The organism is Streptomyces sp. NPDC002574 (genome assembly GCF_042889545.1).
GTDB lineage: Bacteria > Actinomycetota > Actinomycetes > Streptomycetales > Streptomycetaceae > Actinacidiphila.
In genome coordinates, this window is the sequence record NZ_JBIARB010000009.1 from 278,355 (window position 1) to 292,805 (window position 14,451).

The following is a 14,451-nucleotide window of genomic DNA, read 5'->3' on the forward strand; positions in this document are numbered from 1 at the left end:
GGGCGGCGTCACTGCGCGGCCACCCAGCCCGCGTAGAAGAGGCCGAGACCGACGGCCATGCACATGCCCTGGATGATCCAGAAGCGGACGACGACCAGGACCTCGCCCCAGCCCTTGAGTTCGAAGTGGTGCTGCAACGGGGCCATGCGGAAGACGCGCTTGCCGGTCAGGCGGAAGGAGCCGACCTGGATGACCACCGAGAGGGTGATGAGGACGAACAGGCCGCCGAGGATGGCGAGCAGCATCTCGGTGCGCGAGCAGATGGCCAGACCGGCCAGCGCGCCGCCGAGTGCGAGCGATCCCGTGTCGCCCATGAAGATCTTGGCGGGCGAGGTGTTCCACCACAGGAAGCCGAAGCAGGCGCCCATGAGCGCGGCCGCGACCACCGCGAGGTCCAGCGGATGCGGCACGTCGTAACAGCCCGGTCCCGCGGTGACGACGTTGGAGCAGGACTGGCCGTACTGCCAGACGCCGATGACGGTGTACGAGGCGAAGACCATCACCGAGGCGCCGGTGGCGAGACCGTCGAGGCCGTCGGTGAGGTTCACGCCGTTCGACATCGCCAGGATCATGAACAGCGCCCAGATCACGAAGATCACCGGGCCGAGCGACCAGCCGAAGTCCTGGGTGAAGGACAGCCGGGTGGAGGCGGGGGTGACCCCGCGGGAGTCGGCGAACTGCAGCGACAGCACCGCGAAGGTGATGCCGACGATCAGCTGGCCGGCCATCTTCGCCTTGGCGCGCAGACCGAGGCTGCGCTGCTTGACGATCTTGATGTAGTCGTCGAGGAAGCCGACGACGCCGAGGCCCGCGAAGAGGAAGAGCACCAGCAGGCCGGAGATCGTCGGCCGCTCGGAGGTGATCACCTTGGTGAGCGCGTACGCGACGAGCGTGGCCAGGATGAAGGCGATGCCACCCATGGTGGGCGTACCGCGCTTGCTGTGGTGTTCCTTGGGGCCGTCGTCGCGGATGAACTGTCCGTAGCCCTTGCGGGCCAGCAGCTTGATCAGCATCGGAGTGCCGATCAGGGAGAGGAAGAGTCCGAGGACGCCCGAGACCAGAACCTGGTTCATTACTGAGCGCCCCCACCCTCGACGCCGTCGAGCAGCGCGAGCGCCACCCGTTCCAGTCCGACCGCTCTCGATGCCTTCACCAGCACGACGTCCCCCGGACGCAGCTCACTGCGCAACAGGTCGATCGCCGCCTCAGCGTCGGACACGTGCACCGACTCCTCACCCCACGAACCCTCGTTGTAGGCGCCCATTTGCACCCAGGCGGCCGCCTGGCCGCCGACCGCCACCAGCTTGCTGACGTTGAGTCGGACGGCGAGCCGTCCGACCGCGTCGTGTTCGGCGAGGGACTCCCCGCCGAGCTCGGCCATCTCGCCCAGCACCGCCCACGTGCGGCCCCCGCGCGCCTCGGCGGCACGCCCCATCGCCGCGAGCGCGCGCAGGGCGGCCCGCATGGACTCGGGGTTCGCGTTGTAGGCGTCGTTGACGACCGTCACGCCGTCCGGCCGTTCGACGACCTCCATACGCCAGCGCGACAGCGTCCCGGCTTCGGAGAGCGCGACGGCGATCTCGTCTGTGGGCATGCCGAGTTCACGGGCTACGGCGGCCGCGGCGAGCGCGTTCGACACGTGGTGCTCACCGTACAGGCGCAAGGTCACTTCGCTGCACCCGGTAGGTGTTGTGAGCGTGAAGACCGCCTGACCTCGGTCGTTGAGACGGACGTTCTCGGCACGCACGTCGGCATCCGGGGACTCCCCGAACAGCACGACGCGCGCCTTGGTGCGCGATTCCATGGCGCGCACCAGGGGGTCGTCGGCGTTCAGCACGGCGATGCCGCCCTCGGCGGCCTCCGGCAGCCCCTCGACCAGCTCGCCCTTGGCCTGGGCGATCTGCTCGCGGCCGCCGAACTCGCCGATGTGGGCGGTCCCGACGTTGAGGACCAGGCCGATGCGCGGCGGGGTCAGCTCGGTGAGATAGCGGATGTGGCCGATGCCGCGGGCGCCCATTTCCAGCACCAGGTGCCGGGTGGACTCGTCGGCCCGCAGCGCGGTGAGGGGCAGCCCGATCTCGTTGTTGAGGGAGCCGGGCGTCCAGACGGTCGGGGCGAGCCGCTGGAGCACCTGGGCGATGAGGTCCTTGGTGCTGGTCTTGCCCGCCGATCCGGTCAGCGCCACGAGGGTCGCGCCGAGCCGTTCGATGACGTGCTTGGCCAGCCGTCCGAGGGCGAGCTGGACGTCGTCCACGACGATCGCGGGCACACCGACCGGCCGGGCGGCCAGTACGGCGACCGCGCCGGCCGCGACGGCCCGCTCCGCGTAGTCGTGACCGTCCACGCGCTCGCCCTGGAAGGCGACGAACAGCCCGCCCGGCTGCACCTGACGGGAGTCGATCTCCACGGACCCGGTGACCCGAAGGCCGGGGTCCGGTATGTCGTACGTGCTCCCGCCGACCGCCTGGGCGACCTCGGCGAGGGTGAGTGGGATCACAGCTGGTCCTGGTCCTTCTCCTGCGCTGGCGTGCCCGCGGCGTGCCCGATGGCAGCGCGGAGTACTTCTCGGTCGTCGAAGGGGCGTACCACTCCGGCGATGTCCTGACCCTGCTCATGGCCCTTGCCGGCCACCAGTACGGTGTCGCCGGGCCGGGCCATCGCGACGGCCGTCGCGATGGCGGCCGCCCGTTCCGGCTCGACGACGACGTGGCCCCGCTCGTGCGCCGGCACCCCGGCGGCACCGGAGAGCATCGCGGTGAGGATCGCGAGCGGGTCCTCGGAGCGGGGGTTGTCGGAGGTGAGCACCACGGTGTCGGCGAGCCGCGCGGCGGCGGCGCCCATCGGGCCCCGCTTGGTCTGGTCGCGGTCGCCGCCGCAGCCGAGCACGATGTGCAGGCTGCCCTTGGTGACCTTGCGCAGCGCCCGCAGCACCGACTCGACGGCGTCGGTCTTGTGCGCGTAGTCCACGACCGCCAGGTACGGCTGACCCGCGTCGACCCGCTCCAGCCGGCCCGGTACGCCCGGCACGGCGGCCACGCCGTCGGCGGCCGTCTGCGGGTCGATCCCGGCCACCGCCAGGGCGGTGATCGCCGCGAGCGCGTTGGCGACGTTGAAGGGGCCGGGCAGCGGCGAGACGGCACTGACGCGCCGTCCCCCGGGGCCCACGGCGGTGAACGTGGAGCGCGACGCGCCGATCTCGACGTGCTCGGCCCGCCAGTCGGCGTCCGGGTGGCCCTCGGCGGAGAAGGTCGTCACCGGCACGCCCGCCTCGCGGACCAGCCGGCGGCCGTACTCGTCGTCGATGTTGACCACGCCGAGCCGGCTGCGGCGCGGGGTGAACAACTGCGCCTTGGCCTGGAAGTAGTCCTCCATCCCCGAGTGGAACTCCATGTGCTCGGGGCTGAGGTTGTTGAAGACGGCGACGTCGAACACCGCGCCGTCCACCCGGCCCAGCACCAGGGCGTGGCTGGAGACCTCCATGACGACCGCGCCGACGGCCCGTTCGCGCATCACCGCGAACAGCGCCTGCAGGTCGGTGGCCTCGGGGGTGGTGCGCTCGCTCTTGATGCGCTCGTCGCCGATCCGCGACTCGACGGTGCCGATGAGGCCGGTGTGCGTGCCGTGCACCGCGCGCAGACCGCCCTCGACGAGGTACGCGGTCGTGGTCTTGCCTGAGGTGCCGGTGATGCCGATCTGCAGCAGGTCCTCGCCCGGCCGGTCGTAGATCTCGGCGGCCAGTTCGCCCATCGAGGACCGGGGGTCCTCGACGGTCAGGACCGGCAGCCCGGTCGCGGCGGCGCGCTCGGCGCCCGCCGGGTCGGTGAGGATCGCGACGGCGCCCAGATCGGCCGCCTGGGCGGCGAAGTCGGCGCCGTGGAAACGGGCCCCCGGCAGGGCCGCGTAGAGGTCGCCGGGGCGGACGGCACGCGAGTCGTGGGTGATCCCGGTGACCGGGGCGGCGTCCTGTGCGGGCGGCTGTGCGCCCAGCCTCGCGGCCAGATCCGCGGGCGACTTGGGGCGGACCCGGGACGGGCGGGGCGCGCCGGGCTGGGGCTGTTCGGGTGTGGGGGACTGATCAGCGAGTGACACGGCGGTGAGAGTACCCGCCGGGCCGGGCCCGGGGCCAAAAGGCCTCCGCCCCTCTTCCCGCGCGGCCCTTCGCCCGCCGGGGTGCCCGGTACGTTCCGCGTCCGCGGCGCGACCGTGCGTGCCCGCCGCGGCGGGGCCGTCCTGCGTCATGTCCGCCGTCCCCTTCCCGCCTTCACGTCGTGCGCGAATTTCGGGCGGTTCGCGCCCTTCGCGCCTTTCCTGTCCTTCTTGCCCGTGACGCCCTTTCACGATGTCGACGGGTCCCACTCGACCGGCAGGCTCGGCGTCCGCGTGCCGCTCGGCGCCACCCGCAGGGACTTCAGGGCGAACTCCATGACCTGTTTGAAGACCGGGCCGCAGATCTGGCCGCCGAAGTAGCTGCCGCGCGTGGGGTTCTGGATCACGCAGGAGACGGTCAGCCGTGGCTTGTCCGCCGGAGCGAAGCCCATGAAGGAGGCGGTGTAGCCACTGTAGGTGCCGGTGTCCGGGTCCACCCGGTTGGCCGTGCCGGTCTTGCCCGCCACGCGGTACCCGGCGATCCGGGCCTTGACCCCGGTGCCCTGCTCGCTGCCGACGACCGACTCCAGCATCGTCGCGAGCGTCCGCGCGGTCTTCGTGCTGACCACCCGGGTCTTCTTCGGCGCGGCGGCGGGCACGAACTGCCCGTCGGGGCCGGTCGTCCCGCGCACCAGGCTGGGTTCCACCCGGACGCCGCCGTTGGCGATCGTCGAGTAGACCGAGGTGGCCTGCACGGCGTTCAGCGACAGGCCCTGCCCAAACGGGATCGTGTACTGCTGGGAGGCGTTCCAGTCGTCCGGCTTCGCCAGGATGCCCGGCGTCTCGCCGGGGAAGTCGAGACCGGTGAGCCGCCCGATGCCGAACCTGTGCAAGTAGGAGTAGAGGACGCGATTGGCCTGTTTCTGGTTCTTGCCGAGCTGTTCCGCGGCGAGGATCGTGCCGATGTTGCTCGACTTGGCGAGCACGCCGTTCAGCGTCAGGTACCAGGTGCCGTGGTCCACGTCGTCGTGGAAGACCCGGTCGGCGCGGGGCAGCGTGCCCGGCACCGTCACATGGGTCTGCGGGGTGGCCACGCCCTCGTCGAGGACGGCGGCCATGGACATCAGCTTGCTGACGCTGCCGGGCTCGTAGGCGTCCTCGATCGCGAAGTTGTGCAGCGCCGAGGCGTCCGCCCGGGACAGGTCGTTGGCGTCGAAGCCGGGCGAGTTGGCCATGGCCAGGATCTGCCCGGTGCGGGTGTCCTGGACGACGACGTAGCCGCGGTCCGCGTCGGACTGCGCGACCTGGTCGGTGATGGCCCGCTGCGCCGCCCACTGGATGTCCCGGTCGAGGGTCAGCTCCACGTCCGTGCCGGGCTCCGCGGCCTGTTCGCGCACACTGGCCGTGGGCACCCGGCGGCCTCCGGACTGGGCGTAGGTGATCGTGCCGTCCTTGCCCGCCAGGAGCTTGTTGAGGCTGTTCTCCAGCCCGCCGCCGCCCACGTCGGAGGCATTGACCCAGCCGATGACGCCGGCGGCGAGGTCCCCCGCGGGATAGACCCGCTTGCTGTGCCGCAGCCGGAAGACACCGGCCAGGTAGTTGCCGTCGTCGCCCTTGGCGGCCTTGTCGGCCAGCGCGTTCTGCAGGTCCCTGATCTGGTTCCAGACCTGTGGCGACTGCTGGCGGGCGATGATCTCGTTGCGCGACTTGGGGTAGTTCGCCAGCTGCTTGGCGATGGTCTGCGCGTCGCCGTCGACGATCGGGGCCAGCAGTTCGGCCGCGCGCTGCGGGGCGTCCTTGACCTTGGCGTACTCGGGGGTGAACAGCAGCGGGTCGGCGGTGATGTCGTACGCGTCGACCGTGGTGGCCAGGTCGATGCCGTTGCGGTCGGTGACCGTGCCCCGCTCGGCCGGCAGAGTGGCCTTGAAGTTCCGGTTGATCTCGGCCTTGGCGGTGAACGTCGCCGCGTCGACGGCCTGCACCTGGAAGAGCCGGATCACGAAGGTCAGCATCACCAGGGAGAGCGCCAGGCTCACCAGCCGCAGCCGGGGGCGCGGCCTGCCCAGCCGCAGCAGCGCCGCCCCGGAGGGCGAGACCGGTCCCCGCGACGCGGGACGACGCGCCCGCTGCCGCGGCGGGGGGTTGCCGCGGGCGTGCGCCTCACGGGGCGGAACGGGCCTGCGCCCGCCGCCGCGCGGGGGCTGGCGGCGCCCCGCCGCCTCGCGGCCGGCGCCGGGCGCGGGCCGCCTGCGCGGCGGTTCGCCGTCGTGGCTCACCACGCGGCGGTACCTTCACCGGCGCGGGACGGCGGGGTGCGCCGGCGTCCCGGTACGGGGGCGGGGGTCACGGCGTCTCCTGGGGGGTGACGGACGGACTGGCGGACGAACTGACGGTCGGGCTCCCGGACGGGCCGACGGAGGGCACCGGGCCGAGGGAGGCGGCGGCGGAGCCGCTGGGGGCCACCGTGGCCGGGGCGGTGCTCGGGGACAGCGGGGGCACCGGGGCATCGGTCGCGTTGCCCGGGTCGCCGAGCACGGAGCCGTCGGGGGCGAGGAAGGCCGGGTTGCCGCCGGGCACCATGCCGAGGTCGCGGGCGCGCCGGTCGAGCGCGTCGGGGGCGGAGTACTGGTCGACCTCCTGCTGCAGCTCCTGCTCGTCGTCGGTGTACTGGGTGGTCTCCTTCTGCAGCTCGCTGAGCTTGAAGGAGTCCCGGTTCACCGCGGAGTTGAGCAGCAGCAGGGTGATCAGGCCGCCGCCGAGCAGGAGCACGATCAGCAGGACGAAGGGCGAGCGTGCCGCGGTGCGCCGTCTCATGCCCGGGCCTCCCTGATCCGTTGTGCGCCGCGCAACCGGGCGGGGGCCGCGCGGCGGTTGGCGGCGATCTCGTCCTCCGTGGGGAGTTCGGCGCCGCGCGTGAGCAGCTTGAGCCGGGGCTGGTACTCCTCGGGGACGACCGGCAGCCCCTGCGGCGCGGTGGTGGCCGCGCCGGCCGCGAAGACGCCCTTGACCAGGCGGTCCTCCAGCGAGTGGTAGGACAGCACGGCGATCCGGCCGCCCACCGCCAGCGCGGCGACGGCGGCCGGGATCGCCCGCTCGAGCACCGTCAGCTCGCCGTTGACCTCGATGCGCAGCGCCTGGAAGGTGCGCTTGGCCGGGTTGCCCCCGGTGCGCTTGGCGGCCTGGGGAAGCGCCTCACGGATCAGCTCGACCAGCCGCGCGCTGTGCGAGAAGGGCTCCTGGGTCCGTTGCCTGACGACCGCCTCGACGATCTTGCGGGCGAACTTCTCCTCGCCGTACTCGCGCAGGACGCGGACCAGTTCGCCCGGCGGGTAGGTGTTGAGCACCTCGGCGGCGCTGATGCCCCTGCTCTGGTCCATCCGCATGTCCAGCGGCGCGTCCTGGGCGTAGGCGAAGCCCCGGTCGGCCTCGTCGAGCTGCATGGAGGAGACGCCGAGGTCGAACAGGACGCCCTGTACGCGCGGGACGCCCAGCCGGTCGAGCACCTCGGGCAGCTCGTCGTAGACGGCGTGCACGAGCGTGGCCCGGTCGCCGTACGGGGCGAGCCGCTCCCCCGCCAGCCGCAGCGCGGCGGGATCGCGGTCCACGGCGACGAGCCGGGCCTCCGGGAAACGCCGCAGCAGCGCCTCGCTGTGCCCGCCGAGGCCGAGGGTGGCGTCCACGACCACGGCGCCCGGGGCGCCGAGGGCGGGGGCCAGCATGTCCAGGCAGCGGTCCAGCATGACCGGGACGTGGCGTGGCTCGGAGGGGGTGGTGCTCATGGGGCCCTTCTCAAGTACTTCCGGGGACGTACCACTGGGTCCCCGCCCGCTCGTGGACGGACCCCTGGCACCGGGGAAGGAGTGCCGGCGGACCGGAGAGCGGGAGGAGGCCGAGTGTCACGTACTCGTACGTGAGCCATCAGGCTAGATCAGCGGGTGTGCGCGGCTCCTCGGAAGGTTCGGTGTACGGCGGGGCGGGGCGGAACGGGCGGGGTCACAGTAGGCCGGGCGGCACCTCCTGCGACAACGCCGAGAAGGCGTCCTCCTGGGCGGTCAGGTACTCCTCCCAGGCGGTCGCGTCCCACACCTCGACCCGGGTGTTGGCGCCGATGACGGCGCAGTCCCGGCGCAGGCCGGCGTAGTCGCGGAGCGGCTGCGGAAGGGTGACACGGCCCTGTTTGTCGGGCACCTCGTCGTGGGCGCCGGCGAACAGCACGCGCATGTAGTCCCGAGCCGCCTTCGAGGTGACCGGCGCCCTGCCAAGCTCCTCGGTGAAGGCGCGGAAGCCCGCCACGGGCCAGACGTAGAGGCAGCGTTCCTGCCCCTTGGTGATGACCAGGCCGTCGGCGAGCTGCTCGCGGAACTTCGCAGGCAGGACCAGCCGGCTCTTGTCGTCCAGCCGCGGCGCGTACGTCCCGAGGAACATCCGCACCTCCCGCTTGACCGGCCACTGGCTGGCGACCCACTTCGCGCCACTTTACTCCACCGGGCCCCACGGTCAACGAGAAGCCCGCCCCGGCACGGGCGTACGAGGGTGCGGCCGCACCGGAATCACTCGCATGGGCGATCGGCGACGGCCCCTGTGGGTTACCTCACACTGCGGGTGTTTGACCGAGTTTTGCCGGTCCCGGCAGCGGGTGTGTCGGCCCCACGCCGTCTACGGTCGTCCCATGTCGACAAACGCGCAGCAGCCGGCGGACCGCGCCGGCACCGGCACCTCCTCCGTCACCGATCGCCTGGTCGAGGCGAACCGCGGTTACGCGGCGCGGTTCGACGACCCCGGCATGGACGCCCGGCCGGTCCTCCAGGTCGCCGTGGTCGCCTGCATGGACGCCCGGATCGACCTGCACGCCGCGCTCGGCCTCGAGCTCGGCGACTGCCACACGATCCGCAACGCGGGCGGCGTGGTCACCGACGACACCATCCGCTCGCTCACCATCAGCCAGCGCGCCCTCGGCACCCGCTCGGTGGTGCTGATCCACCACACCGGCTGCGGCCTGGAGTCGCTGACCGAGGACTTCCGCACCGAACTGGAGGAGGAGGTCGGCCAGCGGCCGACCTGGGCGGTGGAGGCGTTCCGCGATGTCGACCAGGACGTCCGGCAGTCGATACGGCGCGTGCGGACCTCGCCGTTCCTGGCCCATACGGACGATGTGCGGGGATTTGTCTTCGACGTGCACACCGGCCTGCTGCGGGAAATCACGAACGAGTAACGGAAGCCGAGTGACGCGGAGCATAGTTGAAGGGGAGAATGCTCCATGAACACGGGGAGGGCCGGTCCAGGAATGGCCGCGACCCTAGGAACGGGCCGAGGAGAACCGGGTGACGACCTATGAGTCGCGAGCAAGCCTCAGCGATCTGACCGCCACGGCGGACCGCGTACGACGGTCGGTGGAGAACGTGATCGAGGGCAAGCCCGAGGTCGTACGGACTGCCCTGACAGTGCTGCTCGCCGAGGGACACCTCCTGATCGAGGATGTCCCCGGCGTCGGCAAGACAATGCTCTCCAAGGCGCTGGCCCGGTCGATCGACTGCTCGGTCCGGCGCATCCAGTTCACGCCGGACCTGCTGCCGTCCGACATCACCGGCGTCAGCGTCTTCGACCAGCAGCGCCGCGACTTCGAGTTCAAGCCGGGCGCGATCTTCGCCCAGATCGTCGTGGGCGACGAGATCAACCGCGCGTCGCCCAAGACGCAGTCGGCGCTGCTGGAGTCGATGGAGGAGCGGCAGGTCACCATCGACGGCAGCACCTACCCGCTGCCGAGCCCCTTCATGGTCATCGCCACCCAGAACCCGGTGGAGATGGAGGGGACCTACCCGCTGCCCGAGGCACAGCGCGACCGCTTCATGGCCCGGGTCTCCATCGGCTACCCGAGCATGGAGGCGGAACTGGAGATGCTGGACGTGCACTCCGGCGCCAGCCCGCTGGACGACCTCCAGCCGGTGGCCCACGCCCACGAGATCGTCAAGCTGGTCGACGCGGTGCGCACCGTGCACGTGTCGGCCGCGGTGCGGCACTACGCCGTCTCCCTGGTCACCGCCACCCGCGACCACCCCGACCTGCGCCTGGGCGCCTCCCCCCGCGCGACGCTGCACCTGGTGCGCGCCGCCCGCGCGGCGGCGGCCCTGGACGGCCGGGACTTCGTCCTCCCGGACGACGTCCAGTCGCTGGCCTCCACCGTTCTGGCGCACCGTCTGCTGCCCACGGCGCAGGCACAGTTGAACCGGCGCACGCCGGAACAGGTGGTCGCCGAGATCCTGCAGCGCACCCCGGTTCCCGACCCGTACGGCAGCCGATGAATCCGAGACGGGGCGGGGCGCAGGAGGCATCACGTGACCGAGCGTGAAGGCGGCCTCCGCGCCGCCCTGGGCGGCCTCACGACCCGAGGCCGCTCCTTCCTCGCGGCGGGCGTGGCCGCCGCGGTCTGCGCGTTCGTGCTCGGCCAGACCGACCTGCTGCGCGTCGGTCTGCTGCTGGCCGTACTGCCGCTGCTGTGCGTGACCGTGCTCCACCGGACGCGGTACCGCGTCGCGGGCAGCCGCCGGCTGACGCCGTCGCGGGTGCCGGCGATGTCGGAGGCCCGGGTCCACCTGCGGGTGGACAACGTGTCACGGCTGCCCACCGGGCTGCTGATGCTCCAGGACCGGGTGCCGTACGTGCTGGGGCCGCGGCCGCGGTTCGTGCTGGACCGCGTGGAGCCCGGCGGCCACCGGGAGGTCTCCTACCGGGTCCGCTCCGACCTGCGCGGCCGCTACCCGCTGGGGCCGCTGCAACTGCGGCTGACGGACCCCTTCGGCATGTGCGAACTGACCCGTTCCTTCAGCGCGCAGGACACCCTCACCGTCGTGCCCCGGGTCGAGTCGCTGCCCGCGGTCAAGCTCAAGGGCGACTCCTCCGGCTACGGCGAGAGCCGCACCCGTGCCCTGGCGCTGGCCGGCGAGGACGACGTGATCCCGCGCGGCTACCGCTACGGGGACGACCTGCGCCGCGTGCACTGGCGCTCCACCGCCAAGTACGGCGAGCTGATGGTGCGCCGCGAGGAGCAGCCGCACCGGGCCCGCTGCACGGTCCTGCTGGACACCCGGGAGCTCGCCTACTTCGGGGCCGGGCCCGACTCCGCCTTCGAGTGGGCGGTCTCCGGTGCCGCGTCCGTGGCGGTGCACATGCTGGAGCGGGGCTACACGGTGCGGCTGCTGACCGACAACGGCAGCACCGTGCCCGGCAACGAGGGCTTCGGCTCGGACACCTCGGACGCGGCCGGGGTGCTGCTCGACACGCTGGCCGTGATCGACCACTCCGACGGCGCGGGGCTGTCGCGGGCGCTCGACGTGCTGCGGGCCGGCACCGAAGGGCTGATCGTGGCGTTCTTCGGCGACCTGGACGAGGAGCAGGCCGCGATGGCCGCCCGGATGCGCCAGCGCGCCGGCGGGGCCGTCGCCTTCCTGATGAGCCGCGAGGCCTGGGGCGGGGCGGACACCGGCGACGGCTACCGCGGCGCGGGCCCGCCCGACCCGTCGGCGGGCCCGGAGAGCGACCACGACGGCACTGCGCGCGGCGTACGGATGCTGCGCGAGGCCGGCTGGACGGTGCTGACGGTCTCCCACGGTGACGGTCTGGCGGAGCTGTGGCAGCGCGCCGACCGGCGCCGCGCCCAGGAGGAGGCGGGATCCCGATGATGAGCGGACGCGCACGGATCGCGGCGTTCGCGGCACTGGCGACGATCCTGACCTCCTTCGCCCTGACGCCGCTGGCGACACCGAGCTCATGGGTCCTGCAGGCGATGGTCCTGGTGCTGCTGCAGACCGGCGTCGGCGCCGCGGCCCGGCGGGTGCCGCTGGCCCGGCCGCTGACGATCGGGGCGCAGGCGATCGTGTCGCTGCTGGCGCTGACCCTGCTCTTCGTCCACGACCAGGCCGTGCTCGGGGTGTTCCCCGGGCCCCCTGCCTTCACCGAGTTCGGGCGTCTGCTGACGGCGGGCGTGCAGGACGTGGGCCAGTTCGCGATCCCGGCGCCGGTCACCGAGGGCATCCGCCTGCTGCTGGTGGGCGGCGTCGTGCTCATCGGGCTGGTCGTCGACGCGCTGGCGGTCACCTACGGCACCGCGGCCCCGGCGGGGCTGCCGCTGCTGGCGCTGTACTCGGTCGCGGCCGGGCTGTCCGGGGGCGCGAGCAAGTGGTGGCTCTTCCTGCTGGCCGGCGTGGGCTACCTGCTGCTCCTGCTCGCCGAGGGCCGGGACCGACTCTCCCGCTGGGGCCGGATATTCGGCGGTGCGGGCCGCGCGCCGCGCAGCGGGAGCGGCCCCGCGGCGCTGTCGGCGGGCGGCCCGGTGGCACCGGTGCGCACCGGGCACCGCATCGGGGCGGTCGCCCTGGGCGTCGCGCTCATGGCGGGCCTGGCACCCGGGCTCGGCGGCGGGCTGCTCGGTGCCACGGGCGCGGGCCAGGGCGGCGGGGGCGGAGGCGGGACGATCGCCGCGGTCAACCCCGTGGTCGCCCTGCAGGACAACCTGAACCAGCCCGAGGACCGCGAGGTGCTCCGCTACCGCACCAACGCCCAGACGACCGCGGACATGTACCTGCGGATCGTCTCCCTCGACCAGTTCACCGGCGACAAGTGGGAGCCCTCGCAGCGCGCCCTCACCGACGTCCCCAAGGTGCTGCCGGTCCCCCAGGGGCTCGGTCCGCAGATCGCGACCTCGCTGACCGAGACCTCGGTCGTGGCCGACCGCGGCTATGTGCAGATGTGGCTGCCGATGCCGTACCCGGCGCAGAAGGTGCACGTCGACGGCCGCTGGCGGTACGAGCCCGAGGGCCGCACCATCATCGGCGACCGCGGGCAGAACACCTCCGGTGCCAGCTACGAGGTCACCAGCCTGCGGCTGCAGCCGACGGCCCAGCAGTTGGCCGACGCCCCGCCGGCACCGGCCACGTTGCGCGAGGAGTACACCAAGGTCCCGGACTCGCTGCCGGACGAGGTCAACCGCACCGCGCTGGAGATCACCAAGAACGCCACCAACGACTACGAGCGGGCCGTGGCGCTGCAGCGCTGGTTCACCTCGGGCGCCTTCACGTACGACACGTCGGTGCGGTCGGGCACGGGCGTCCAGGCGATCACGCGCTTCCTGCAGAACAAGGAAGGCTTCTGCATCCACTTCGCCTTCACCATGGCGGCGATGTCCCGCACGCTCGGCATCCCGGCCCGGGTGGCCGTGGGCTTCACCCCGGGCACGCCGCAGTCGGACGGCACGTACTCGGTGGGGCTGAAGGACGCGCACGCCTGGCCCGAGCTGTACTTCGAGGGCGTCGGGTGGACCCGCTTCGAGCCCACTCCTACCCGGGGCACCACCCCGGACTACACCGTGGAGACCTCGGCCGCGGATCCGGCCGGCGCCACCCCGGACACCCCCCAGCAGAACGCGACCACCGCCCCGAGCACCGGACCGACCGCCTCGCCGAGCTGCCAGGCCAAGGACATCCAGCTCGGCGACTGCGACCCGCTGGCCGGCTCCGCCGACAGCACCCCGCCGGACGGAGGCTTCTGGCAGAGCGTGCGGGACGTGCTGGCCAACGTGTGGTTCGGGTCCGGGATCCTGCTCGCGCTGCTGGTCCTCCTGCCCTTCGCGCCGCTGCTGTGGCGGCACCGGCTGCGGGTGCGCCGGCTGACCGGCGGGAGCGACCCGGCGGCCGTCGCCGCCTGGCTGCGGCTGACCGGACGGGACCCGTCCGATCCGGGCGCCCCTGAGGGCGCGCGCACGCTGGCGGCCTGGCAGGAGCTCACCGATACCGCCTGGGACTACGGACTGCAACCCGACGACTCGGAGACACCGCGCGCGGTGGTGGCCCGGCTGGTCAGGGTCGGCGGGCTGGAGGGCCCCGCGGAGGAGGCGGCCAGGCGGCTCGCCGGCGCCGTGGAGCAGGCCCTGTTCTCACCGCGGCCGGTCGCGGCCATGGGGAGCGCCGCCGACGTGCACCTGGTGATGGACGGCCTGCGGCACTCCGCCGACCGTCTCACCCGGTTGCGGGCGCTGATGCTGCCGCGTTCGGCGGTCAGGGTCGTGTGGCGGCTGAGCGAGGCCTGGTCCGACCGGAGGGTCCGCGCCTCCGAGCGTCTCCGCGACGTCGGTGACGCGCTGCGCAGGCCGCTGCGGCGCGACACCCCCTGAGCGGGGCCCACGGACGGCGGAGGGGCGGCATCCCCGGCAGGGAGGCCGCCCCTTTACCGTGCCCGGCCACGCCGCGACCGGGGAGGGGGCACCACGCGACACGCGCGGGGGCGGCTCCAGGGGGACGCTGCCGCCTCTCGGGCAGCAGGCCCCGCGGGGGACGCGAATGGGGGCGGGGTCCCGGTCGGGATCCCGCCCCCATG

The 14,451-nt window shown here is 72.9% G+C and carries 11 protein-coding genes; 4 read left to right on the plus strand and 7 right to left on the minus strand.

What is annotated here, in order from left to right; all coding sequences use genetic code 11:
• Window positions 1-8 precede the first annotated feature (8 nt).
• The 7 genes from mraY to mraZ form a co-directional block, all read right to left on the minus strand.
• The gene (gene mraY, locus ACFYXS_RS23785; RefSeq protein WP_389251344.1) at window positions 9-1,073 is read right to left on the minus strand and encodes a phospho-N-acetylmuramoyl-pentapeptide-transferase; all 1,065 of its coding nucleotides are present in this window, start codon (window positions 1,071-1,073) and stop codon (window positions 9-11) included.
• Complete coding sequence (gene murF / locus ACFYXS_RS23790; RefSeq protein WP_389251346.1) at window positions 1,073-2,497, minus strand: UDP-N-acetylmuramoyl-tripeptide--D-alanyl-D-alanine ligase; 1,425 nt, start codon at window positions 2,495-2,497, stop codon at window positions 1,073-1,075. Before murF ends, mraY begins: the two co-directional genes overlap by 1 nt.
• Window positions 2,494-4,239, minus strand: coding sequence for a UDP-N-acetylmuramoyl-L-alanyl-D-glutamate--2,6-diaminopimelate ligase (locus tag ACFYXS_RS23795; protein ID WP_389251348.1), 1,746 nt, complete (start codon window positions 4,237-4,239; stop codon window positions 2,494-2,496). Before ACFYXS_RS23795 ends, murF begins: the two co-directional genes overlap by 4 nt.
• Before the next feature lie 95 nt (window positions 4,240-4,334).
• Window positions 4,335-6,365: a peptidoglycan D,D-transpeptidase FtsI family protein gene (locus ACFYXS_RS23800; RefSeq protein WP_389251350.1), complete on the minus strand. Its 2,031-nt coding sequence runs from the start codon at window positions 6,363-6,365 to the stop codon at window positions 4,335-4,337.
• Between the two features lie 64 nt (window positions 6,366-6,429).
• A complete protein-coding gene (locus ACFYXS_RS23805; protein WP_389251352.1) occupies window positions 6,430-6,900 on the minus strand; it encodes a septum formation initiator family protein in 471 nt (156 codons plus the stop codon).
• Window positions 6,897-7,865 (minus strand): 16S rRNA (cytosine(1402)-N(4))-methyltransferase RsmH, encoded by a 969-nt coding sequence (gene rsmH / locus ACFYXS_RS23810; RefSeq protein ID WP_389251354.1) that lies wholly within the window; start codon window positions 7,863-7,865, stop codon window positions 6,897-6,899. Before rsmH ends, ACFYXS_RS23805 begins: the two co-directional genes overlap by 4 nt.
• Window positions 7,866-8,079: 214 nt before the next feature.
• Window positions 8,080-8,511 carry a division/cell wall cluster transcriptional repressor MraZ gene (gene mraZ, locus ACFYXS_RS23815; protein WP_389251356.1) on the minus strand — a complete coding sequence of 144 codons (432 nt, stop codon included), beginning with the start codon at window positions 8,509-8,511 and terminating at the stop codon, window positions 8,080-8,082.
• Between the two features lie 244 nt (window positions 8,512-8,755).
• Here mraZ and ACFYXS_RS23820 point away from each other — a divergent pair, with 244 nt between their 5' ends.
• The 4 genes from ACFYXS_RS23820 to ACFYXS_RS23835 all read left to right on the plus strand — a co-directional run bounded on the left by ACFYXS_RS23820 (window position 8,756) and on the right by ACFYXS_RS23835 (window position 14,248).
• Window positions 8,756-9,298 (plus strand): beta-class carbonic anhydrase, encoded by a 543-nt coding sequence (locus ACFYXS_RS23820; RefSeq protein ID WP_389251358.1) that lies wholly within the window; start codon window positions 8,756-8,758, stop codon window positions 9,296-9,298.
• Between the two features lie 109 nt (window positions 9,299-9,407).
• Window positions 9,408-10,385, plus strand: a complete 978-nt coding sequence (locus ACFYXS_RS23825; RefSeq protein ID WP_389251360.1) for an AAA family ATPase — start codon at window positions 9,408-9,410, stop codon at window positions 10,383-10,385.
• A gap of 33 nt (window positions 10,386-10,418) precedes the next feature.
• On the plus strand, window positions 10,419-11,762 hold the full coding sequence (locus tag ACFYXS_RS23830) for a DUF58 domain-containing protein (protein ID WP_389251362.1): 1,344 nt from the start codon (window positions 10,419-10,421) through the stop codon (window positions 11,760-11,762).
• Window positions 11,762-14,248: a DUF3488 and DUF4129 domain-containing transglutaminase family protein gene (locus tag ACFYXS_RS23835; RefSeq protein WP_389251682.1), complete on the plus strand. Its 2,487-nt coding sequence runs from the start codon at window positions 11,762-11,764 to the stop codon at window positions 14,246-14,248. The genes ACFYXS_RS23830 and ACFYXS_RS23835 overlap by 1 nt, the downstream gene beginning before the upstream one ends.
• Window positions 14,249-14,451 lie beyond the last annotated feature (203 nt).